20 protein-coding genes and 2 pseudogenes are annotated in these 22,768 nt (G+C 32.2%); 10 read left to right on the top strand and 12 right to left on the bottom strand.

Annotated features, from left to right (window positions below):
• Positions 1-195: 195 nt before the first annotated feature.
• From AC1DKZ_RS29355 to AC1DKZ_RS29345, 3 genes are all read right to left on the bottom strand, one after another.
• The gene (locus AC1DKZ_RS29355) at positions 196-900 is read right to left on the bottom strand and encodes an alpha/beta hydrolase (RefSeq protein ID WP_033728392.1); all 705 of its coding nucleotides are present in this window, start codon (positions 898-900) and stop codon (positions 196-198) included.
• 1,080 nt (positions 901-1,980) lie between these two features.
• Entirely contained in the window at positions 1,981-2,487 is a 507-nt protein-coding gene (locus tag AC1DKZ_RS29350; RefSeq protein ID WP_328059179.1) for a hypothetical protein, read from the bottom strand.
• Between the two features lie 543 nt (positions 2,488-3,030).
• Positions 3,031-4,710 (bottom strand): helix-turn-helix domain-containing protein, encoded by a 1,680-nt coding sequence (locus AC1DKZ_RS29345; RefSeq protein WP_476997637.1) that lies wholly within the window; start codon positions 4,708-4,710, stop codon positions 3,031-3,033.
• Positions 4,711-5,849: 1,139 nt separating this feature from the next.
• Between AC1DKZ_RS29345 and AC1DKZ_RS29340 the strand changes: the two genes are divergently transcribed.
• Positions 5,850-7,550 (top strand): hypothetical protein, encoded by a 1,701-nt coding sequence (locus tag AC1DKZ_RS29340; protein WP_476997636.1) that lies wholly within the window; start codon positions 5,850-5,852, stop codon positions 7,548-7,550.
• Positions 7,551-8,882: 1,332 nt separating this feature from the next.
• Here the strand turns inward: AC1DKZ_RS29340 and AC1DKZ_RS29335 are convergent.
• A complete protein-coding gene (locus AC1DKZ_RS29335) occupies positions 8,883-9,632 on the bottom strand; it encodes a TerC family protein (RefSeq protein WP_476997635.1) in 750 nt (249 codons plus the stop codon).
• A 382-nt stretch (positions 9,633-10,014) separates the two neighbouring features.
• Between AC1DKZ_RS29335 and AC1DKZ_RS29330 the strand changes: the two genes are divergently transcribed.
• From AC1DKZ_RS29330 to AC1DKZ_RS29310, 5 genes are all read left to right on the top strand, one after another.
• Positions 10,015-10,263, top strand: a complete 249-nt coding sequence (locus AC1DKZ_RS29330; RefSeq protein ID WP_476997634.1) for a transposase — start codon at positions 10,015-10,017, stop codon at positions 10,261-10,263.
• 168 nt (positions 10,264-10,431) lie between these two features.
• The gene (locus AC1DKZ_RS29325; protein WP_476997633.1) at positions 10,432-10,728 is read left to right on the top strand and encodes a hypothetical protein; all 297 of its coding nucleotides are present in this window, start codon (positions 10,432-10,434) and stop codon (positions 10,726-10,728) included.
• A gap of 1 nt (position 10,729) precedes the next feature.
• A complete protein-coding gene (locus AC1DKZ_RS29320; RefSeq protein ID WP_044441200.1) occupies positions 10,730-10,915 on the top strand; it encodes a hypothetical protein in 186 nt (61 codons plus the stop codon).
• 100 nt (positions 10,916-11,015) lie between these two features.
• Positions 11,016-12,197 (top strand): FtsK/SpoIIIE domain-containing protein, encoded by a 1,182-nt coding sequence (locus AC1DKZ_RS29315; RefSeq protein WP_476997632.1) that lies wholly within the window; start codon positions 11,016-11,018, stop codon positions 12,195-12,197.
• Positions 12,136-12,750 (top strand): replication-relaxation family protein, encoded by a 615-nt coding sequence (locus tag AC1DKZ_RS29310; RefSeq protein ID WP_476997631.1) that lies wholly within the window; start codon positions 12,136-12,138, stop codon positions 12,748-12,750. Before AC1DKZ_RS29315 ends, AC1DKZ_RS29310 begins: the two co-directional genes overlap by 62 nt.
• Position 12,751: 1 nt before the next feature.
• Here the strand turns inward: AC1DKZ_RS29310 and AC1DKZ_RS29305 are convergent, their stop codons facing one another.
• Positions 12,752-12,976 (bottom strand): helix-turn-helix domain-containing protein, encoded by a 225-nt coding sequence (locus AC1DKZ_RS29305; RefSeq protein ID WP_000118337.1) that lies wholly within the window; start codon positions 12,974-12,976, stop codon positions 12,752-12,754.
• A 462-nt stretch (positions 12,977-13,438) separates the two neighbouring features.
• On the opposite strand from AC1DKZ_RS29305, the gene AC1DKZ_RS29300 reads away from it, so the two are divergent.
• The 4 genes from AC1DKZ_RS29300 (at position 13,439) to AC1DKZ_RS29285 (ending at position 18,352) form a co-directional block, all read left to right on the top strand.
• Positions 13,439-14,710: a Y-family DNA polymerase gene (locus AC1DKZ_RS29300; protein ID WP_476997630.1), complete on the top strand. Its 1,272-nt coding sequence runs from the start codon at positions 13,439-13,441 to the stop codon at positions 14,708-14,710.
• 784 nt (positions 14,711-15,494) lie between these two features.
• Positions 15,495-17,477, top strand: coding sequence for a group II intron reverse transcriptase/maturase (gene ltrA / locus AC1DKZ_RS29295; RefSeq protein ID WP_476997629.1), 1,983 nt, complete (start codon positions 15,495-15,497; stop codon positions 17,475-17,477).
• Between the two features lie 144 nt (positions 17,478-17,621).
• The gene (locus AC1DKZ_RS29290; RefSeq protein ID WP_476997640.1) at positions 17,622-17,951 is read left to right on the top strand and encodes a YolD-like family protein; all 330 of its coding nucleotides are present in this window, start codon (positions 17,622-17,624) and stop codon (positions 17,949-17,951) included.
• A gap of 32 nt (positions 17,952-17,983) precedes the next feature.
• Positions 17,984-18,352, top strand: a complete 369-nt coding sequence (locus AC1DKZ_RS29285; RefSeq protein ID WP_476997639.1) for a hypothetical protein — start codon at positions 17,984-17,986, stop codon at positions 18,350-18,352.
• Positions 18,353-18,521: 169 nt separating this feature from the next.
• Here the strand turns inward: AC1DKZ_RS29285 and AC1DKZ_RS29280 are convergent.
• From AC1DKZ_RS29280 to AC1DKZ_RS29250, 7 genes and pseudogenes are all read right to left on the bottom strand, one after another.
• Positions 18,522-18,818, bottom strand: a pseudogene (locus AC1DKZ_RS29280) (hypothetical protein).
• Positions 18,819-18,914: 96 nt separating this feature from the next.
• Positions 18,915-19,133 (bottom strand): hypothetical protein, encoded by a 219-nt coding sequence (locus AC1DKZ_RS29275; RefSeq protein ID WP_476997628.1) that lies wholly within the window; start codon positions 19,131-19,133, stop codon positions 18,915-18,917.
• A gap of 409 nt (positions 19,134-19,542) precedes the next feature.
• Positions 19,543-19,773 (bottom strand): hypothetical protein, encoded by a 231-nt coding sequence (locus AC1DKZ_RS29270; RefSeq protein WP_476997627.1) that lies wholly within the window; start codon positions 19,771-19,773, stop codon positions 19,543-19,545.
• Between the two features lie 59 nt (positions 19,774-19,832).
• Positions 19,833-20,039 (bottom strand): methyltransferase, encoded by a 207-nt coding sequence (locus AC1DKZ_RS29265; protein ID WP_476997626.1) that lies wholly within the window; start codon positions 20,037-20,039, stop codon positions 19,833-19,835.
• A 379-nt stretch (positions 20,040-20,418) separates the two neighbouring features.
• Positions 20,419-20,595 (bottom strand): annotated as a pseudogene (locus AC1DKZ_RS29260) (helix-turn-helix domain-containing protein); the annotation flags it as partial.
• Positions 20,596-20,842: 247 nt separating this feature from the next.
• Complete coding sequence (locus AC1DKZ_RS29255) at positions 20,843-21,688, bottom strand: hypothetical protein (protein ID WP_476997625.1); 846 nt, start codon at positions 21,686-21,688, stop codon at positions 20,843-20,845.
• Positions 21,689-21,725: 37 nt separating this feature from the next.
• The gene (locus AC1DKZ_RS29250; RefSeq protein ID WP_476997624.1) at positions 21,726-22,553 is read right to left on the bottom strand and encodes a hypothetical protein; all 828 of its coding nucleotides are present in this window, start codon (positions 22,551-22,553) and stop codon (positions 21,726-21,728) included.
• Positions 22,554-22,768 lie beyond the last annotated feature (215 nt).

Raw genomic sequence — 22,768 nt, 5'->3', positions numbered from 1 at the left:
ATATTAACGCAAGTATCAATCTAAAGAATGAAGCGATAAGGCTTCTAACCGCAAGGACTGTGGAGATAGCCTAATAAATTAGAGTTCGATAGAACTCTTTACTTAGGAATCCCCCTCTTCTAAACGAAGTGAAAGTGGGGGTAGTTCAAATATTCACCATTCTTCTCTAACAGGTTCAAGATAAATTGTAATTTGTTAATCGATATGTTTGTGTAACCACTGTTCAAATATCTTTAACTGTTCTTCAGTATGAAAGTAATGTTCACCTGTTTCCATGACTTCTAATTCACAACGATGTTTTTTTGTAAAATAGTTAATAGTTTCAAATTCGCACAGTTCATCCTTGGCTCCATACATAATATATGTATCTGTATTCCATGTATTAATAGGATGTTCTTTTACATAGCATAAATAATCCCAATATAACTTTTGACCAATAGGTGTCTCTATAGTCATTTCTTTTTGCAAAAGCTCTGGTGTTACATTAAACCATTTCATCATATTTTCGATAATTCGTTCCATATTAACTACTGGTGATAAAAATAATGCCTTTTCTAACACATCATTTTGATAGGCTAAAAGGCTAAAATAAGCTCCCATACTACATGCAAACACGCTTACTTCTTTCCAATGTTCTTTTGCGTAATTCATAATTATAGATAATTCACTAACACAAAACTGTACTTTGCAAGGAGTATTATCATTTTTTCTTTCTCCATGCTCAGGTAAATCAAAGCTTAATACTTGATAACCTTTTTGATTGGCTTCTTCAGCTAATATTTGAATAACTGCATCTTCCTTATTTGACATATTTCCATGTACTGCAATAAAAATTTTTTCACTCTTATCTCCCCATAAAACCGTGGGAATATTACTAATTTTAAAATTATCTTTAAGCATATTTCCTCCATAGAATAAGACATATAGGACTTGGCAAAAAACCGCACACACTTTATAATTCTCTACTCAGTTTTAAACAAATCAAACTATTCCTAATTTATCACAAATGAATTATAATATCTCTCTACCTCTGTATAACAGACTCTACTTTGTATTTAAAATCTTGCTTTTTTTCCATTTCTTCAGAAGCTACAATTTCTTATTTTGATTCCTTATTGAGCTAATCTACTCCGTTAGTGGAAGAAAGATTTTTAAACAATTATATTATTTTTTAAATGACTTTATTGTAAATTAAACAACTTTATTATCTCTGCACACCGTTGCTTTTGTTACAGAAATGAAGGTATAGGAGAGAGCTTTTGAAAAGTTACTGCAATAATATAAATTACTGATTCTATTGTATATACCAYATAWCACTACTATAATCTCCTTTTCAATATAGAAATATCCCTATTTCTATATCCCGTTGCTTTTGTTACAAAAATGAAGGTATAGGAGGGGCCTTTTGAAAAGTTACTGCAATAATATAAATTACTGATTTTATTGTATATACCACATAACACTACTATAATCTCCTTTTCAATATAGAAATATCCCTATTTCTATAAGTGGATATTTCTATATCCTGTTRCTTTTGTTACAGAAATGAAGGTATAGGAGAGAGCTTTTGAAAAGTTACTGCAATAATATAAATTACTGATTCTATTGTATATACCACATAACACTCTATAATCTCCTTTTCAATATAGAAATATCCCTATTTCTATAAGTGGATATTTCTATATCCTGTTGTAGCTTTGAAATAATGTTTGGTCAAATTGATACTAATAACCTTGATAAATGAGCAAAAAGAAAGAGCGTGTTTTGAAAAAAGATTGATCAAAACACACTCTTAATTTATTTAATTGAATCATTCTTTTATAAAAAAGTCTAATCATTTCAGTGATCCTTGTTCCATTAAAGCGACAGATTGCGGAATAATGGAAAATGCAAAAACATTGCAAAAATTACACCTTAGTTATTTTGCTAAAGCTATCTCGTTAATTCAACAAAAAAGGGGTATAGTCCCCTCTTATTAACTTAATATGTACACCAAAATACCTTTTCAGCTATTGGTTCACTGGCCGATACCTTTATGAAATTTAACAAAATATCCGTTTTGCTTGCTCCTACATATTCATCTTCATCTACATTATAATATTGAACCACTTCAACTTTATATAAGCCATTTTCTATTTCAATCTTATATTTGGAACAATTTCGATCAGGTACTTTGTTATTTTGAAACTGAGCAGCCATTGTAAGGCAGTCATAATCCACTAAATATAGTTGATTTTCCGTTACTTCTATATACCCTACTGCTTTCCTAAAGCATTTATGAGTTATTTCTTCTGTACCTTTTCTAACCTCTACTCTCCAAGAATATTCAATTCCTTCCTCAGTCATTTGAAAAACTAAAATATGCCCTTGCTTCATCTCGTCTCCAAAATGTTGTAAGAGATTATCTAACTCCCAATCTTCATCTACGAATGATTCGTATTTATTAGTGTTCGCTACCCCAATAAAATTCGTATCACCAAAGTCCATACAAAATCTCATTTTTCTCTTCCCCTTTGCTCGGTATTTTTTTGACATTGTATCATTTTACTTGGGATAAAACACCAGTTAATTTAAGTTAAAGCTTTCTCAATAGCTTCATATATAACGATTTCCTTCAAGTATGTTATTCGAGAATATGGCCCTTTAATGGAATAACTTTATTATCACTTAACAAATTCTTAATCCACAAGAAAAACCGAAATCCTTTCTTTAAAGAGATAGGAAATTCCGGTTCATCTTTTTTATAAACAGTTCCACTTTATTTCAGAGCCACACCCGTTGCTTTTGTTACAGAAATAAAGGTATAGGAGGGAGCTTTTGAAAAGTTACTGCAATAATATAAATTACTGATTCTATTGTATATACCACATAACACTACTATAATCTCCTCTTCAATATAGAAATATCCCTATTTCTAAATAGGGATATTTCTATATTGTTTAGTGTATTTTAAAACAAAAAAATTCAATAACTACATTAAAAAGAATCCTATTTCTAGGAATCTTTTTAATACTAATTTTTAGCTTTAACTTACATTTTATCGATGATCATTTGTCTTTTATACCATTGATTTAATTTGCTTCTCGCCGTACTAGAGAGACGTTTTGTTTTTTTATTATAGAATCTAGAAAGAGTAGGCTGCGATATACCTATCTCTATTGAAAGTTCTCGCATAGTTATATTCTTTTTCATATGCATAAACTCTATTTTCTCTCTGATTACTTCTTCATTTTCACTCATATCTAATGGTTTTTCTACAATTTTTATTGGCTGACTTTCCTCATGTATTGTATCAATTGTTTTCTTTTTCGCTAAGTTTTCCATTGAACTAATTAGTTCTTTGGGTGGCAATATTACTATTCCTAACTGTGAATAATAGTTTTTAAACCAATTCTTCTTTGTCAGTTTTTCTTCTTCTAAACCATTATGATATTCCCAATGAGAAATTACTTCTTCTTTTTCTAAATCAATAAGAACATTTTCTAATTGTTCGCGAATACGATTAGGTTTTTGTTTCTGGTTTATACCCATAACTGCTAACAAACCTTTATCTCCACCTATAGAATAAGGTCTTTGTAAACTAGAAAACATTTGACGTATTCTCCATTGCCATGTCAAATATCGAATTAATCTTTTATGATATTTGTGTCTATAACTATTATATTCAAGTGCCTTTTTTGATAATAATGCGGTAGTACTATTAGATCCATATAGATATCCGGATAAGAAACTTCCCGGTTTGATTCGGCACGATTCTATCCCCATGTATTCGTTTGTGTTTTTATCTCTCCATAGAACTACGGAATCTAATACAAATAGTCTTTTAATTACCTCGCGTTTTACTTCATAATGCTTACCTGTTTCAGCGCGATCATTTAATACGACTATTTCATTGTCATCATTTAGATATATAAAAATACTCGCTAGGGCCGCAATCCGTTTCGCTACTTTAATTTTATCTTCTACCCTATAATATTCGACACCACTTGCCTTAGCCTTTGAAATACTGCACATTTCTAAAACTTGTTCATATGAAAAATCAATAAATTCATCAGGCGATTTTGCTTCATTCAACCATTGAATTGTGATGGTGTCTAAACAATCTGCAGTTAAATCATCCATATTACTCATTACACCATCTACTAATGTATTCCATCTTGCTGCCTCTTCAATATTCGTTAACTTTAGATCTTCATCTTTATGAGAGGAAAGCTGTGCCACTCCATTACTATCCTTTGTTTCAATGGGATATGATTTTAACTGTGTGTTTTCATCTTCTTCAAATTGATTTTTAGCTATTCCATCTCTTAACTTATAATAGACCGCAGAGTTATTTACTTCTAAATAGTTTTCATTCAATATGTTCGCATCTGATTTACTTGTTGCTGTATTCACTATAGTACTAGCTGTCTGATTTTTACGAAACTCTTGTTCAATAAAGACACCTATGGTTTCATGAATGATTAATCTGTATTCATCTATATTTTTAAATATATCTAGAGGAGAAACACCTTTTCTTTGTTGTTGCTCTAGCCACTGTACAAGCATTGAAAATGATGGAGAAAGGTATTCTGAAGTCACAATTTTACTTTTATCTGCTTCAACCTCAACATAATAGGAAACCCATTTATGCCACAATTGCTCATCTTGTTTATACAGTGGTTCTGTTATTGATAGTGCATCTCTAAACAATTGTAGAACGTCTTCCATATAAATTCGGCTCCTTATATACATTTAGTTATTATTGATCTTAATTTGAAAATAATTAGCTATATGATGTTCCTTTTTATAAAACTAGAAATAAAGTCGGAATATTTCATTCTTTCATTTCACTGTTAACATGGTAAGGTCTCTATTTTGCATACTTATAGCCCTCTCTGTAACTGATTATACAAGACTCAATCAATTTGTAAAATCCAAATAGCAATTATACAAGTACTTATACAATAACCTATCTTTCATTCATTAATTCTTTTTCTATTAGATTTCCAGTACTATTATTCATATTTATCTCCCTAAAGTTCCTCTTACATTTAACAGAGAAGTAAAAGCCAAAAATGTAAAGATGAAAATATATATGTTACTTCGAATACCCCAAATTCATCAAAAATGAAAATTTATAGTCATATCATTCCCCTTTCCATCAAAACATGAAATAAAAATGACATTATGTAACTCTTTTTACTAACTCGAAATTTTTTTCTAAAAGTGCTTAAAGCTTGATATATAAGCGTTTCTATTACAGCTATACTATTAGTTATGAAAATTTATAGCTATATGATGTCCCTTTTATTTTAGATGAAAACCCCATAAACCTTTTTATATTAAGGCTTTACACGTTTATAACCCTATTTTCACGTATTTATGCAACATGAAAATCGATAGCTGTATGATGTCCCTTTTTTTAACCAAACATGAAAACCCACCTAGCCACTTCATGTTCCTTTTGTAATTGTAAAATTACAGATAAAACCCATTAACATCACTGTTTAAAGGGTTTTATCTATTTAATTCACAATTATAAACATGAAAATTCATAGCCATATCATGTCCCTTTTAATTTTCAAAAAATCGATATAATTGTTGATTTAATCATGTTTACAAGGTTTTTTTGCTATTTTCCTTCTTTTCTACCAATATGAAAATTCATAGCCACATCATGTCCATAAAAAAAATTTCAAGAATCCTGAAACCCCTTGATACACAAGGGATTAAAGGACGTTTCATCTTTTTATTTTTTCTCTTAAAGGGACGCATTTCAACCAATTTCGATTTGGTATAATCAAAATTGGTATATTTTATAGTGTTTTGGCATTTATTTCTGAATTTATAGGTAGGAGGTGAAAAAGATGGGAAAATCATTTATTATTCGTAATCAACGTAGTCTAAATGGACAATCTACAAATGCAGTTTTAGTAACACTAAAGTCTTGGCAAAAACTTGTTGAAACTTTCGAAGAGAAATACTACAGCTATAAAGATACATACCTTGAGGATATTGTTGATCATATGACATATGAGGAGCGTATTGCCGATGTGGATGGCTTCGTAGCACAGGCTAAACCATCTTTTTCACGTCGTACACTATCTGCTATTTCGGAAACAATGGGAAGAAAGCATAAATTATATGGCATTACAAACGCAGATTTGGAAGTCTTCTTATATCTACATAAAAAATGTTACACGAATGGAGTCATTCCAAATGTAACAATACATATGATGTGGGAAGATTATAAACTATATAAAGAAGAATTTGCTTACATACAGCATTCTCAATTTTATATTTCATTAAAAAAATTAAACCTACATAACATTATTACGATTGAAAATGAATTAGATGGCCGATATACAATTAAATTAACTCATTTTATGAATGAAGAAACTGAAAAGGCCAATGCATATGTTTATATTAGCCCAGTGGTATTTACGAAAGCTTTCTTTGAGCTATCAGTTGCAGCTAAGAAGCTATTCTTAGATATTGCTATGCAACAGCACAGTGAGACTACACTAAAACGTTCCTTAGATAAACAAGATGAAAGAGGAAATAGAACTCATTTTGGTGGGATGTACCGCTTTTTACATAAAAAATATCCACATCAAATACGCGCAGTTATAACAGAATTAACAACTGCATTACCATGTACAGGGACTCCATTATTCAAAATTTGTAAATTACAAAAAGGAGTTAAGAATAAAAAAAGATATACGACTCTATATCTATCCTTACATACGGATTTCTTATGTACAAAAGAAACAGGCGAAGTACAGTATCGCGATCCATTCACACCAAAGCTTACTTATGCTCGTAAAGCTCGTTTTATCGAATCCGTGCTACAAGAGATGAATATTGGTGAGTTTACACAGGACATGAACAAATTTATTGCTGTACTTAAATATACATGCCATCGACAAATTCGAAGCGTAATTCATAGCTTACGTGACATGATAGATCGTAATGAAGAATATCCAAGCAAGTTAGTATATACACTGAAAAAATTATTAAATCAAACATCACAATATCAAATTCTTGATACAGCGGCTAAAGAAGGTATTTATCCTCTTATTACACAACATGTTCCAAAAGAACAAAAAGAACAAGCTGTATTTGATTTCGGATTGCATTTCTCTATGTACTCTCTTCGAAACATCAAAAAGCTGTTCCGTAAAACGTATGAATTACTAAACTACAAATTTGCTGTACCTGTTACAGAGGAATCGTATCACCGCAACTATCTAAAGTATCAAGAAGAAACGTTGTTTAGAAAGTATGCCTATGAACAAGGTACAAACCTAAACGCTTATATGGCTTTAGAAATAGAAATACGTGAACTCCTAAAAGCAAGAGGACATAAAGATCGCTTTATTCCAAGTGATGTTCGTGAATTGTTTATTGAGAAGATAGATAGATTACCGAAAGAAAAGCTTCGCGTTATTGAAGTACCAGATAGCTTCAATTTAATTACATTTATGCATGCCTTTGAACAGTTAATACGCGCTGGTATCCCAGTAACAACAGCTGAGCAAGTACTCACAGTAATGCAAACGAACTAATCATAATCAGCTCTCTATTTTGAAAAAAATTCAAGATAGAGGGCTATTCGTGTTGATACGTTTATTTAAAAGACTTTTACTCATTCTTCACAATAAGTAACTTTACTCGATTCTATTCATAATAGAATCTTTTTTTATGCAATCATATACAAAAATAGTATGGTACCTATCTAAATTTCCACACTTACTTTCATATAAACACGTATGAGCTGTCTAAATACATTCAAATATCTACAAGAAATCATAAGAAAAAAATTAAATTTCGTGGATAAGTAGATAAATAATACATAATGTGAATAATTTAGTGCAATTATCATTGATATAAATAGCTTATACGCCTTTATCTATCAAAAATCATCAATATTAATGTGAGTTATGTGCTTGATTTGGATTATGTTGATTAATTAACACATAATGTGAATCTTTTGTGGGTAAATACAATAAGATTGTGGAGATTCAGTGCATTCATATGAATTTTTACGATTGAATAAATATGTTTAACAATGTATCAATTTGTTTCATTTTTTATGTAGGAATACTAAATTTCATTTATGATTATTTGTAGATTCCAGATCATATTAATACCTAATTTTCCGTTGTTAAATTCTACTATTTATGATTTTTTACGCTATGCATTGTTAAAAGGCTTTGTTACAGTAAGGATATACGTACATTTCTCAGTCCTATATAAGTTTTATCTTTATATTTAAAATATATATAAGATATATATTTATATTAGATTTTATTAACTAATCGTCAATTACATTGTTACTAAAACGATTGAAAAAAATTATTAAAAAAATATTCCATTCACATACTAAAAAAAGGATGGTTTTTAATATCCCCCCTTTTTTAATTCGTTACGTAGAAAGAATATTTTTAGGTTACACCAGTAATGTTCTCCTCTAAATGATGAATATCCCCCATAGCCATCAAGCTAAGGTTTTAATATACATCCAAAATGAAAATTTTTTCTCTACAGTTACTTACTTTGAGAAGTCAGCGCATCTTTTCGTTTTGGAGGTGTTTATTTTTCTTAAGTTGATAGCGATGTGGCGGGACCCCTATAAATAATCCATAACCTTGCCGTAATTTTTTATAAGAAGCCTAAATGTAGCTTTGAAATAAACTTTGATCAAATACAACTCAAAAACTCCCATTTTACAATAAATCATAAGAAAGCATTTTGAAAAAAGATGGATCAAAATGGTTTCTTATTTAGCATATTTAAGTTTCGATTTTATAAAGAAGTTTGATTATTTTCCACAATAGCACCCTTGAATACATTTCCACTTAATTATAAGAACTAAAAGTAGCTGGGGGTTTTTGTAATTATTTTTCTTCATTAGTTTCTTCTGTTTTCTCTTTAGATAAAAACCAACCACCTAAAGCAATAAGAAGCATAACAGACCAAAAGATTGACTTCCAAATTACTCCTTCGACAAAATCATGGGAAACAATGTGCACTGATGGATGAGCAAGGGTATGCATTAATAACTTAACCCCAACCCAACCAACTAATAACATTGCGGCTTTTTCAAGACTAGGGCGTTTTGTCAATAACTTAACGAAGAATCCTGCTGCATATCGAATTACAATTAAACCCGCTATTGCACCTATTATAATAACAATAAATTTAGCACCATCCATACCACCAATTGCACCCATAGACGTATCGGGCAAGTCAATGACAAGAGCTACTGCTGCTAAAATAGAATCAACAGCGAATGCGATATCTGCTAATGCAATTTGAGCAACAGTCATATTATAACTTTTTCCTTTTTTCTCTTTTTCTCCATTGTCTTTTTTTAGTAAATGTTTTAAAGCAATGAAAATTAAATAAGCTGCCCCAATAGCTTGAACTTGCCAAACGTGGAAAAGGAACGAAATAATAAAAATTGCACCAATTCTAAATATAAAAGCTAATAGCAAACCAATATTAATAGCTTTTTTTTGCTGTTCTTCTGGTAAATGCTTTGCTATTATAGCTAAAACTAAAGCATTATCAGCAGATAACAGACCCTCTAAAAGAATCAAAATAATTAAAACCCATCCATAATCTAATAATAAAGATAGTTCCATATTATCCTCCTAAAAATCATTTAAAACATTTTATTATGTAAATAATTTGTCCTTTTCTTTTTCCAATATTGTCCCATTATAACTATTTTCTTATTCAATTCTTCTGTCCTTTTAGTTTAAGTCCAATCTTTCATAACCACATGTATATTTCTACTTAAATTTCCAGTTTTCTTTAGAGGGTTTGTTCAATTCTATATCTAATACTTTTCCGCTTAACTTAGATTCAATGACATAGTGACCCCACATAGCAAAAAAGACATCTTCAACTGGGGAAGATGTCTTTTTTTGCACTTTCTCTAGATGCTAATGATATTATTTACAATTTCCATACCAATTGATAAATATGTTTTTTGTCGTTTAATTACTTAATTTCAACCTCTAAATGTTCTATAAGGGGTCACCATACATCGCCATAAATCGAAAAAACGTTATTCTTTTTGTAGAAATATACAGAAAGGATGGCGTTATGGAACATATTCATGATATCTACTCTCTACGTTGGCAAATAGAGATTGTATTTAAAACATGGAAATCTCACCGGTATGAGAAGAAGACAGTCTTTGATATTCTGGGCATTGTATATGAGTATAGTGGTTTGAGAAGGAAAATAATCCAAATTGATTTATGCTAACAGCTGATATCATTATAGTATTGTTTCGGATAAGTGAAGATTTTTGCTGAACGTCATCCTGAAAATTGGAAGGCGTATTTTTATACTTTTTTAAGGTACAACTTCAAAAATCCGGATCACCATCATATGTATTTAGTGTAACTAGAAATCTATATGGATGGTGAGAATATGAACCAATATCAAATGTTATACAGCACTCCGTATCTCTACTCTTCAGAAACACTCAGGCAAATGTACAAAGGAACCAAGAAGGAAGATAACCTTTGTGCAATACGAGAGCACATGCTGAGACATGAAGTATACCTGGATCGGCAATACCGAGGTTATTATTATTTAAGTCAAAAAATCGAAGACGATCTATATGGTAATGAACAGACTGTCTCCTGGAATGAGCTATTAGATGAATATCAACTTTTTAAAGATGGTAAAGGGAATTTGTCCATTAAACCAAAAGGATGGGGTTAATATGACAATCATTGGAGAACTAGGTATTGTATATGGCGTGACAGGAGCTTCAATTTTAGGAATAAAAATGCTAAAGAAGAAAGGTCTTTATCTTCCAGGTTGGTTGCTACGTGCGGGTCTCAAATGTTTGCTGATTGGGAGCGTTTGGTACGTTCTAATGGATATACTAGATGTGTTTCTACGTTAGTATTACATCTGGTAGTTGAAAGTGATTATAATAGCGCATCTTAAACAGCTTTTTCTAAGCTTCCATACAGGCTCAACTACCTTAAGGAGGTATGGAGGGAATGTTGTCGCTTTTATTAATTCCAGCAACCTTTATAACTGTAGCTTATTTTTATCAAAGTAATGGAATGAGTGATAAGAAAAAAATTGCAACGTTTTTTGAAATTGCAAAGATATGTGTCCAGCATAAAGATGAATTACAATACCCCATTTTTATAAAAGAAATTAAGGATGATATAAGTATGAATTATGTTTACAAGTTACCACTTGGTGTACCTAGTCAACTTATCCAAAAGTTAGCTGAAGTATTAGAAGAAGGCCTATATAAACCTGTTAAAATATCTTTCCATCAAAGAGAGCTTCATATTCGCGTATTTAAGCAACAGATACCTGAAATGTGGAATTGGTCTAAGGATCTATTAAAAGAGCGTACATGGAGAGTTATGATGGGGAAAGCGTTAGATAAACATGTGTATCATGATTTCGAGAAAACACCGCATATGTGCGTGTCGGGTATGACACGGTTTGGAAAGACTGTATTTCTAAAAAATGTGATGACAAGTTTGATTTTACAACAACCTCAACATGTAAGTTTTTTTATTATTGACTTGAAGGAAGGATTAGAATTTAGCCCCTATAAGAATTTGTCTCAAGTTGTAGAGGTCGCTGAAAATCCAGAACAGGCGTTAGAAATGTTGATGAGGGTACGTGAAAAGATGGTAAGACAGATTGAAATGATGAAGAAGTCCTATTTTACCAATATCATAGACACATCAATTAAAGAACGTTGCTTCATCATAGTAGATGAAGGAGCAAATCTTTGTCCGACACAAGGATTATCGAAAAAACAACGTGATGTATTATTTTTGTGCCAGGAGATGTTATCTGAAGTCGCAAGAATTGGAGGTGGTTTAGGGTTTCGGCTCCTATTTTGTACGCAATATCCTACTTCTGATACATTACCAAGACAAATTAAACAAAATGCTGATGCGAAAATAGGCTTTCGATTACCAACAGCGGTCGCTTCACAAGTTGCTTTGGATGAACCAGGTCTGGAGGATTTACCTTCTCTTCCAGGAAGAGCATTGTTTAAAACAGATCGTACTGAGGAAATTCAGGTACCTTATTTAAAGGATACAGACATGTGGAAGTTACTGAAGCAATACAAGGTGGTGAAACAAAATGAGGCATCAAACACTCAAACAGAAAGCGAGACAAATCGAGATTTTATCCACTTTGAGTAAGTTAGATTTTGCAACCAGGAGGCAATTACAAGCCATCCACTGTCTAGGGAGTATTCGAAACGCAAATCGTGTACTAAAGGATCTACATTCATATTGTCACATTACAAAAGTGGCTCGTGAACACGTATATTATTTAAACAAAAAGGGACGGGATTTATTAGGCATTACAAAAGAAGTGAAGAAAAGTAGTCAATTACAGCACATATTAATGCGAAACGAAAGCTGGATGTGGCTTGGATTTCCAGAATGGAAAACAGAAAGACCTATCGAGTTTTCAATCAATGGTCAACGGTATCAAATCATTCCTGACGCAACGTATTTTGAGGGAAATGTTCCCCACTTCGTTGAAATAGATCGTATGCAACATATGAAGGCAAACGAACATAAAATACAGTTATATGGCCATATAACAGATATCTATAAAAGACAGAATGCTATTGTTCCAGTAATTATCTTTTTCACATTATCAGACTATCGGCAATCCAAATTAGAACAATATGCTGTAAAACAAAATGTGTTTATGAGAACTTTTATAATGCACGATATATTTTAAACTACATCCAAAAGTCATCATGGTGGATTTCTTTATGAGTCATTCTCTTCAGCGCTTTAATAATCTTTTGTCCATTCTTAAATGAAGGATAAAAAGTATTTGCTCGACACAATTTACTAATCGTTCCTTCACTCACACCGGAGTTTTGAGCTAAATCTACTTGTTTAATATCATGATTGTCTAAAAATTTACCTAAATTAGATCTAGGCTTTTTAAACCAAGACATGCGTTTCACCTCAATTATTTGATTTTATTAAAAGCATGTCCAAATCTTTAGTTTTCTAAACTTTAGATAAGTGAATAATTTTGTTGGATACGGCATATAGTTTAAAAGAGAACGGGATAAAAAAATATGTAATAATTTTGAGGAATCTAGCATTCATATAAGTAGCTACAAGTTGCTGATACACTATTCTAATGGCAACTTGTTGCAAATGGTATTCCTATAAAATTAAAAGCTTGAACCTGTTGATACACAAGGGTTTAGGCTTTTCTTAATTTATGGAGTAATGAAAACAAGTTTAATAAATTAAGAGATATCATATTGTTGAATGGTCGAATATTGAAGAATTAAATAAATAATTTCACGTACCATAATGATAATAAAAAATATTTTTTAAATGGTTGTATAACGCAAAACAATAGGTTTATAATAAGAACAAACGTTCTGTTCTTGGAGGCTAAAACGATGTTTGATTATTCAAAGTGCATGAATCGAATGATTCTCTGCATAGACCTTTGTTCATTTTTTGCCAGTTGTGCATGTGTTATGAGAGGTTTAGATCCAATGAAAGTAAAATTAGCTGTCGTTGGGGATGTAAATAGAAATGGATCTATTGTATTGGCTGCGACTCCTGAACTTAAAAAACTAGGTATTTCTACAGCAACCAGATTATACGAAATCCCAAAAGATCCGAACATTATTATTGTGAATGCAACAATGAGAAGATTTGTTGAAATTTCAAATCAAATCACAGAAATTTATACGAAGTATGTAGCGTTAGAGGATCTACACGTTTACTCAATCGACGAATGCTTTCTAGACATGCAACAAACAGCTCATCTTTTCGGACGTGATCCAATTGTAATTGCTAAAAGGATTCAAAGAGAAATATATGATACGACTGGCATAACCGCATCAATTGGAATTGGACCGAATTTATTTCTTTCAAAAGTTGCTCTTGATGTGGAAAGTAAACATTCAGACTCTAGGATTGCTATGTGGACATACGAAGATGTTTCAAAGAAATTATGGGAAATCAACCCCCTTCAAAAAGTATGGGGAATTGGAAAGGCTACTGAAGAGGCGTTGCACGGCATGGGCCTATTTTCCTTAAAGGATGTTGCAAAAACACCTAAAGAGCATCTAATCAAGCGATTTGGCAAAGTAAAAGGTGAAGAGTTATATCGCTTCTCATATGGTATTGATGAGAGCCGGATTGCAAATAAATACATTCCTAAAAGTACCTCTATAACAAAAGGACAAATCTTGTTAGAGGACTGTTTCAGCCCAACTAAATTAAAATTACTCCTTCTAGAACAAATTGAAGAAACTTGTTTTCGTTTACGATCTATAGATAAATGCTGCCGTACGGTTGAGCTTTCTATAGGTTATAGCAAATATATCGGTGGAGGATTTAAACGAGCGATTACATTAGATCAGCCGACATGCTTAACAGAAGATGTGTATGAGGCATCATTGCAACTATTAAAAAGGTTTCATTCTGGACATCCAGTGCGCCAAATACATATTACACTAAAAAATTTAACCAGGGATGATGCAATTCAAATGTCATTGTTTGAAGATACTTCTCAAAAAGATACTAAAAGGAAATTAGCAAAAACAATGGATAGTATACGGCATAAACATGGTAAGAATTCAATCATGAGAGGTATTAGCTACATTAAAGGAGCTACACAAAGGGAAAGAAACGGAAAAATAGCCGGACATAAAGCATAAGCGCGAGACGTTATCGGCTAAGCTAAACGTTGGTATTACAACGTTTTAAGCGACAAACGATGACTGTTCTTTGAAGAAATAATTCAAGATTACAAGAACAGGATAACTGTTCAGACAAGTGAGAGGAATGAGGGAGTAACGACCTGAAACTCTTCCAGTGAGATTCCCGACAGCATATGCTAGGCGTAGCGTGATGTTGGAAGCAGGGTAAAAAATGCAATCACTATCCGAAGTGCCCTACAGGGCAACCGAAAGCCATTCGGAATAATAAACCAAATGGAACTGATAAAGTATTGTATGCTGTCAACCGACATGGTGAGAATGTGTAAACACTGACGAATTTGCGAATGTACGCCTCGATATTGTGACGGGTCAGAAATGATTCGGAATCTGAAAATAAGATTTGTCTAACGGATTGGAATAATTTATGCTGTAACAATCCTAACGTTGTTATAGGCAACGGAGCTAGGCACGTGGTACAGCAAGCACCTAAATCGGAGGTCCATGGACCTTTAAAACAATGATAGTCTGAACGGAACGTCGAAAGCTGTTAACGTTGAGTCTATGACTCTATCGGCGGATATAGTTGAATACGAAACGGGCAACCGAGGGAAGTATTCTTAATAACAGTGAGAGTAGTGGTACGACCGTTGAAGATTCTGTAATGGAATTGGAGGAACAGCCACAAGCCTATATTTGTAGGAACTGAACTTTCATCTAATCTAGCATGGATTCTGGTAAGACTCAAAAGGTCACCAAATCAATTGAGAGTAGGTGATAAACCATGAATGACAACTCTAAGACCACACCAAAGGATAAGAAACTAAGACACAATGAATACTATGGTATCCAACCAGTCCTAGATAACTTATACCAGAGGGCAACTACAAAAGATTCTTTCAAAAGCCTAATGCCTATCATTACATCAGACGAAAACATACTTCTTGCTTACCGTAACATCAAAGCAAACAAAGGAAGTAAAACAGCATCTTGCGATAATGTAAACATGAAGGACATTGAAAGAATGGAACAAAGCTATTTCTTGAATGAAATCAAAAAACGCCTTCAGAACTATCAACCACAAAAAGTAAGACGTAAGGAAATTCCAAAACCCAACGGGAAAACCAGACCTCTGGGGATACCGTCAATGTGGGATAGGATTATTCAACAATGCATCTTACAGGTAATTGAACCTATCTGCGAAGCGCAATTCTGTAAACGAAGTTATGGTTTTCGACCTAACAGAAGTGCAGAACATGCAATAGCAGACAGCGTTAAAAAGGTTAATCAACAAAACCTTACCTATGTGGTAGATGTAGACATCAAAGGATTCTTCGATGAAGTAAATCACACCAAACTCATGCGCCAATTATGGACAATGGGTATCCGTGACAAGCAACTACTCGTCATTATCCGAAAGATACTGAAAGCCCCAGTGCAAATGCCTGATGGCACAATAGCTTTCCCGACAAAAGGAACCCCGCAAGGTGGCATCCTTAGCCCTCTACTTGCCAATGTCAATCTTAATGAATTCGACTGGTGGGTCAGTGACCAATGGGAAACTTTTAAAGCCAAAAAGGTAAAACCAAGATACAAGGATGGGATTTGGAGTAATGACACCGTAACAGGAGTTTTATCCAAAACCTCTAAAATGAAACCAATGTATATCGTAAGGTATGCGGATGACTTTAAGATCTTCACAAACACACGAAGCAATGCCGAGAAAATTTTTAAAGCATCTAAAATGTGGTTAGAAGAACGTCTGAGGCTGCCTATCTCGACAGAAAAATCCAAAGTAACCAATCTAAAAAAGCAAGAAAGTGAATTCTTAGGATTCACTCTCAAAGCTGTTAAGAAAGGTAAAAAGAAAAACGGGGACACACGATATACCGCAGTAACACATGTATCTCCAAATGCACTGAAAAGAACAAAACAAGAATTAGCAAAACAAGTGAAGAAAATACAGAAAACCCCGAACTCTATCAAAGCCATTAAAGGAATTAATATATACAACAGTATGGTTATTGGCAAGCATAACTATTATCAAATAGCAACGCATGTCTCCCAAGACTTCGCTAAACTAAGTTATGAACTAGACCTAATGATGTATAATCGATTACCCAAGGCTAAGAAAAGAGGAAAAGAAAACTCAAACGGATACACAGGAAAAGGAACATATGAAGGTAAAGATAAAGGTATTAAACCATATCTAAGGTCTAAAATGATGAGATATCTCATGAAAAGACCAATTCTACCAATTTCATACGTACAGCAAAGAAACCCGATGATGAAAAAGCAGGCTATCAACAAATACACCGTGGAAGGACGAGCCTTGATACATAAAAACTTGGCGGATATAACCGAAACGGAATTAAGATGGCTAAGGGAAAATATGGTCGTCAATGAACGGACAACCGTTGAATACAATGACAACCGAATTTCACTGTATGTCGCGCAAAAAGGACTATGTGGTGTAACAGGAGAAAGACTTTTACCTTGGGAAATCCATTGTCACCATAAGCAATTATGGAGCGAAACAAAGGACGACAGCTACAAAAATCTTATCATCATCAAACCAAGTATTCATAGACTAATACACGCAACCAAAGAGGAAACTATCAACCAAATACTCAATGAGCTAAAGCTCAACGAGGAAAAGTTAGATAAGCTCAATAAATTACGAAAACTAGTCAAAAATGAGGGGATCTGTATTGAAACACTAACCGAAGTGGAACTAAATAATGAACAACTAGCGTTGTTCGCTTAGAATTTTATCATTATTGGATGAAAAGAAAACTACAACTTAGGTGGACCGCCGTATGCCATGAAAGTGGCACGTACGGTGCGGATCGGGGGAAAAGTTAGAGATTACTTCAAAGACTTACCTATCGACAATGGAGGAATACAGATCATGATTGATAGAGGTATGATGCGATGGGTTCCATTTTCAGCAATAAAAGAACAGTTTGAAGGATTAAATGAATTGTATGAAAAACAAAATGAAGTACCGATGCCTATTTTAGATGAACAAAATTTAGAACTTATAAATGAAATTGTGTGTTGTGCAATTGCTGAAAATAAGCAAGTAAGCATTTCATATCAAAAACAAAACAAAGCATATTCAGAAGTTGGTTATATTCACTACTTCGATATGGTTTGTAATCAATTAAGAATTAGGAACCTACATGATAATGTACTATATATTAAAATTAATCATGTAACAAATATCAAATATACATAACGCTTAAAAAATTATGGGGTGGGGGAATTATGATGAAAAGTCAAAAAGAGCTTATCTATCATTTTAGAGAGTTTTGGGATTTTGAGTATATTTGTTTTGGGAAAAAAGGCTTGGGGTTCCCAGAATTAGAAGAAGTAATGTTGAAATATAATATGCATAAATCTGATGAGGATTTGGAATTTAAAGAGTGTTGGATACATCGTGAATTTGTGGATGGAGAAGAATTAAGAACAGTTCAAATTATATATGAAGATAGTAAAATTAATAGGGTTGTTCGTTTATGGGGATCTAAGAGAAATAAAGATGGAAAAGTTCTTGCAATGACAATGGACTTTTTAAATATAGATACAAAAGAACTTGAATGTGAGATAAATATATTAAATGAGGTTCAAGATAATTAAGTATTTAAAATCACCCTTAGAATTGTATCTTTATAAGAAACGCCATAAATTTTAGTTAGGAACTGTTCATGTGTAATTGAATTTCCGTTCCTTTTCTTTATACTTTCGGACATTATCAAAAATTCCCTCATGTGTATTTCAATAATGATTTATAAAGAAAAGTCCTGTATTAACAGGACTCAATTTCTATTATTTCTTTACAGATTTTCGCTATATACTTTATAAAATCAATTATCGGATATGTTATTAAAGAAGGATGTTATGTAAATGATATTCCTTCTTTTTGTATTATTGAAACGAGTTGTTCTATACTCATTTCTTTTCGTTTAATTTTATTGTAATGTTTAAATACGATATTTTTCCACCTGAAAGAATCGCATTGGAAATAACTTTCCCCTTTTATTGTACGGTTGGAAATTTGTTCTAACTTTTCTCTTCGATGTTTTTCTTTCAGATAGTTCTCCATAATATATACCCCCTCCTAATCATTAGCTATGCAAAGTTTTCTTCCGTATTTGCTATAATCAGTCTCTAAAGTTAAGATCCATTCGTGTAAATCTTCCTAGGAGTAACCTAGCTCAGATAAAATTACAGGAAATAAATCGAAATTATCACGCCAATCATACATATTATTGAGAGCATCCTCTAATCGACCAAATGAAAATAAGGGGATATTTTTCTTCTTTTGATTTTTATAAGTAGCACGTACTAAGTAAACATAAGTCCTCCCATGTTTCTTACTAAATACAAAAAAGCCTTTCGTTCCCTCTTTCCCTTTCATTTCTCTCACCCTTTACGTTTTTCCCACCATACTATTAAAAAAGAAAATACAGTGGGAAAGATTTGTTTAAATGTGATCTTATTTAACGAATTTACCGGAAGAATTCTTCTTCCTCAAGCGTGTGAAGGGCGATAGCCCAACGGTAGGTAGGAGATGAATTTCGATTTAGCATAGCCAAAAACTTTTGATAAACTAGCTATATAAAGTTCTTTGATAACTTGATATATGAGGTTGCAGGAAGAAAATAGAGTGCGAAAACCAAGCCATTCGGTTCCTGCGTAAAATATCAACCGTACCAAAAGAGCGTCCAAGCGTTGGACATCTAGGGGTGGAACACCCCGAAGTAACGCTCAGGGAGACGAAAGGTTGCTTTCGTCGTGGAACTGAGAAGCTCCCACTTCAAGCTTTGCTAAGTGGCGAGTAGTTCACTAGTTACTAGTACATTATCTTTTACGAATTTTTCAGCTTGTATATAGAGCAAAAACAAATCGGCACTAAGCGTTATAGTAGTTGAGTCTTTCATTCTTTTAAGATTAATAAAGTTGTGTTCTTCATTACCGAACATTTTTGCGTAACCTAAAACTAAGTATACAGTGTTATCTTTTGAAAAGTGAAAAAATTCACCGCGTTTTGGCCTCATATTATATCCTCCTAAAAGTAATTAGTTATAAGGGAAGATTATTGCGCCAAGAGCAAATTTTATTTTCGAATTTTTTTAAACTGACCAAACTTTACTAGTTGACGATTTTCTAGTCCAGGGATCTTATTTGAAGAATCGGAGACATCCACAACAATGGTATTAGTTAATACATTAACTACCGAACCAATTAGTGTTACTGAAGAATCATGACGATAATGGAATTGTACAGGATCACCAATTTTTACATTTACAGATTTTTTATTCATAAAATAGTTCCTCCTTAATTATACAGGTTGAAAGATATTAGAATTAAAACCCAAAATATACTCCAGAGATCATATATGTAGCTACAACCATAAAAATAGATATTCCAAATGTACCGAAGAAGCAAATTTGGGAGGTAATACAATTATCTATACCAAACCATTTACAAGTGACATTATATCGCTTATTTAAATTGGTTTTTATAATAATTTTTATTTTTTCTTTTTTAGTTAAATGTGATAAAATATTCTTGCTGTGATGAGTTTTTAGGTATATATTTGCCTTCTAGAATCAGCCTTTCTTTTATAATGTATCTGGAAAAGCCCTTACTTACTTGGCGGTGGTGGGGGCTTTTTCGTGTCTATTTTTAATGGGTAATCCCTAATTCTTTTGAGATCCGTAAAATTTAGTCATAACCTCTTTAGTTAGAAGCCATGTATTTCCTGACTTCTTGACTAATCCTAATTCCACGTAGTTTTTTAATTTACCACGTACACATGACGATCTCACGGTACCTTTTTCCAATCCCCACTTCTGTTCGGCTTCACTTGATGTAAAAACATTGGAAAGTGGGGAGTTTAAAAATTTTTTTCTACAAAACTTTTCTTATCAGTCATTCTATTCCTCCTCTATAATCACGAAAACGTGATATTCTATGTTTTTATTTTATCACGTTTTCGTGATTAATCAATAATATTTCTGAAAATTCTATCTGTTAATTTCGACAAAAAAGCACATAACCTAAATAGATTATGTGCGTAATAAAAATTTTCTTTTTAAGAAATGCTTATATGCTTGGAATTGGTTAATTAGTTGATGTACTATTGTGTTCTATCATTATCTGTTTCAGATACATATATTGTTGATACCGATCTAAAAATTTTTCATGTAGTGGTACATTATTTATATGATTCTGTTGAAAATAGTTGTTTAAAAATATAATGAACTTTTTTTCCATTCGCTTTTCCCTAGTGCGATGAAATAAATCAGAAAGTAGCGTACCTCTATTTTCAATAAAAGGAACCTTTTCGAATATCTGCAAAAAATGACTTAATTCTTCTATATTATAGAAGGTATCAATCTTTTCGTTACGAGATGTATCAAAATTGTATGTTGAGTAAATATAAACATCGGTGAAGTTTCTATCCTTGGAGTTGGGTTCTAAATGGAAGCCTAATTTTTTTGCTTTTTCATATAGTTTAATTTTTTGAGGAGAATCTTTATACACGGTTACAGTGGCATATAATTCTGGAATCCCTACGACTTTCGCAAATAGAACACGATGATTTCCGTCTGCTACCTTGAAATGATTTTTGTATTCTACAAGCTCGATAGCATTCTCATATAAACCAGCACGATTCATGGGTGTATTTTTCATATATGTCTCAAAATATTGGGGCTCTGTTATATATCTGCCTAATATGTAACTTCCAGGATTTGATTTTTCAAATGCTTCTATAACAGTAGAGTTTTTATATTTATCATGACGAGTACTGGTGATGTTTGTACACTTTACTAACTTATCTTCTTCATGCTTATCACAACAGAAATTTATAAAATTTGGATAAATATTCATTTTATGATCTATACATTTTGGCGGTTGATTTTTATTAATTCCAAGATGGTTATAAAAAGAGTCGAAATTACTCATCTTTTATTCTCCAATTTAAAGTATTTTTGTACATTTCTTATTTGTATACATATCCATCCTCATATAATTGAACTAGTGAACCGTAAAGCAATTGCGTATCAATATTATTGTCCATATGACTCATGGTTTTACAAATTCTGATTTTCCATTTTTTACTCAAAAAATAGAATAGACGCATCTTTACTTCCAGAAAGGATAACTGATTTTGTATATCGGTAAACCGCCTCTTTATTGAAATCATATCTGTCTGAGGAAAGTTAAAACGAGAGTAAAATGGAATATCATAAGTGTTTAATGGGATATCATTATACATGAGTTTACCATTTTGTATTGTAAAGTTTAACCTTTCCGCACTAATCTTTAAATCTTTTAATAATTTTTTATGGTGTAAATAATACTGATGTGATGTGTGATTATATTTCCAAGGTACAACTTCAGCAAACATATATGGGGCATTTATCATTTTTGCAAATACTGTTCTATGATTCCCATCAGCTACTACGTAAATATCTTCTTTATTAAAATAATTTAGTGTGATTTTATGTTTAGGCTGTTGGAAATACTCAAAGAGAGCTGAAAGGCCATTTTTCTGTAAATATATATGATGTTTTTCTATACGATTAAGAGCTAAAACGCCTGCTTCGCCAGTTATATGTTGTGTCCAGGTACAATTAGGGTTTAATCTGGTTTCTGTTAAACCCTTAATCTTTGAAATCTCTACAAGCATGTCTTTTTTTTCAGCCCCTATACAGTCGTAATACATTTCTAATTCCTTATATAATATAGGTTTTTCTTGTTCCATTTGCTTAAGATGACCTAAATTAACTCCATAATTACGTAATTCATCCATTAAACAAGTAGTCATAGCATACTTCCTTTCTATTTTAACAAGATATTCTCATTATCCTGTTTCAACTCGGTTTGGTATTTCCATTTTTGGGTATATATAGTAATTATATTTAATATATTTTTAATATTCAATAATATTAAAATGGACACTCTCTCAGTGACATAATAAATTTCAATTAAGTTAAGAAATTCATTGGTCCCAAAACAAAAAATGAACAAAATCCTCATAAA

This window comes from Bacillus sp. 05T21, from assembly GCF_056396785.1.
The sequence above is the reverse complement of the archived record's forward strand: the minus strand, read 5'-3'. Positions and strand labels throughout refer to the sequence as shown.

Excerpts from the sequence above, each read along its gene's own strand:
- AC1DKZ_RS29355 (WP_033728392.1), bottom strand. The coding sequence starts at position 900 with ATGCTTAAAGATAATTTTAAAATTAGTAATATTCCCACGGTTTTATGG.
- AC1DKZ_RS29350 (WP_328059179.1), bottom strand. The coding sequence starts at position 2,487 with ATGGACTTTGGTGATACGAATTTTATTGGGGTAGCGAACACTAATAAA.
- AC1DKZ_RS29345 (WP_476997637.1), bottom strand. The coding sequence starts at position 4,710 with ATGGAAGACGTTCTACAATTGTTTAGAGATGCACTATCAATAACAGAA.
- AC1DKZ_RS29340 (WP_476997636.1), top strand. The coding sequence starts at position 5,850 with ATGGGAAAATCATTTATTATTCGTAATCAACGTAGTCTAAATGGACAA.
- AC1DKZ_RS29335 (WP_476997635.1), bottom strand. The coding sequence starts at position 9,632 with ATGGAACTATCTTTATTATTAGATTATGGATGGGTTTTAATTATTTTG.
- AC1DKZ_RS29330 (WP_476997634.1), top strand. The coding sequence starts at position 10,015 with ATGTTCTATAAGGGGTCACCATACATCGCCATAAATCGAAAAAACGTT.
- AC1DKZ_RS29325 (WP_476997633.1), top strand. The coding sequence starts at position 10,432 with ATGAACCAATATCAAATGTTATACAGCACTCCGTATCTCTACTCTTCA.
- AC1DKZ_RS29320 (WP_044441200.1), top strand. The coding sequence starts at position 10,730 with ATGACAATCATTGGAGAACTAGGTATTGTATATGGCGTGACAGGAGCT.
- AC1DKZ_RS29315 (WP_476997632.1), top strand. The coding sequence starts at position 11,016 with ATGTTGTCGCTTTTATTAATTCCAGCAACCTTTATAACTGTAGCTTAT.
- AC1DKZ_RS29310 (WP_476997631.1), top strand. The coding sequence starts at position 12,136 with ATGAGGCATCAAACACTCAAACAGAAAGCGAGACAAATCGAGATTTTA.
- AC1DKZ_RS29305 (WP_000118337.1), bottom strand. The coding sequence starts at position 12,976 with ATGTCTTGGTTTAAAAAGCCTAGATCTAATTTAGGTAAATTTTTAGAC.
- AC1DKZ_RS29300 (WP_476997630.1), top strand. The coding sequence starts at position 13,439 with ATGTTTGATTATTCAAAGTGCATGAATCGAATGATTCTCTGCATAGAC.
- ltrA (WP_476997629.1), top strand. The coding sequence starts at position 15,495 with ATGAATGACAACTCTAAGACCACACCAAAGGATAAGAAACTAAGACAC.
- AC1DKZ_RS29290 (WP_476997640.1), top strand. The coding sequence starts at position 17,622 with ATGATTGATAGAGGTATGATGCGATGGGTTCCATTTTCAGCAATAAAA.
- AC1DKZ_RS29285 (WP_476997639.1), top strand. The coding sequence starts at position 17,984 with ATGAAAAGTCAAAAAGAGCTTATCTATCATTTTAGAGAGTTTTGGGAT.
- AC1DKZ_RS29275 (WP_476997628.1), bottom strand. The coding sequence starts at position 19,133 with ATGAAAGGGAAAGAGGGAACGAAAGGCTTTTTTGTATTTAGTAAGAAA.
- AC1DKZ_RS29270 (WP_476997627.1), bottom strand. The coding sequence starts at position 19,773 with ATGAGGCCAAAACGCGGTGAATTTTTTCACTTTTCAAAAGATAACACT.
- AC1DKZ_RS29265 (WP_476997626.1), bottom strand. The coding sequence starts at position 20,039 with ATGAATAAAAAATCTGTAAATGTAAAAATTGGTGATCCTGTACAATTC.
- AC1DKZ_RS29255 (WP_476997625.1), bottom strand. The coding sequence starts at position 21,688 with ATGAGTAATTTCGACTCTTTTTATAACCATCTTGGAATTAATAAAAAT.
- AC1DKZ_RS29250 (WP_476997624.1), bottom strand. The coding sequence starts at position 22,553 with ATGACTACTTGTTTAATGGATGAATTACGTAATTATGGAGTTAATTTA.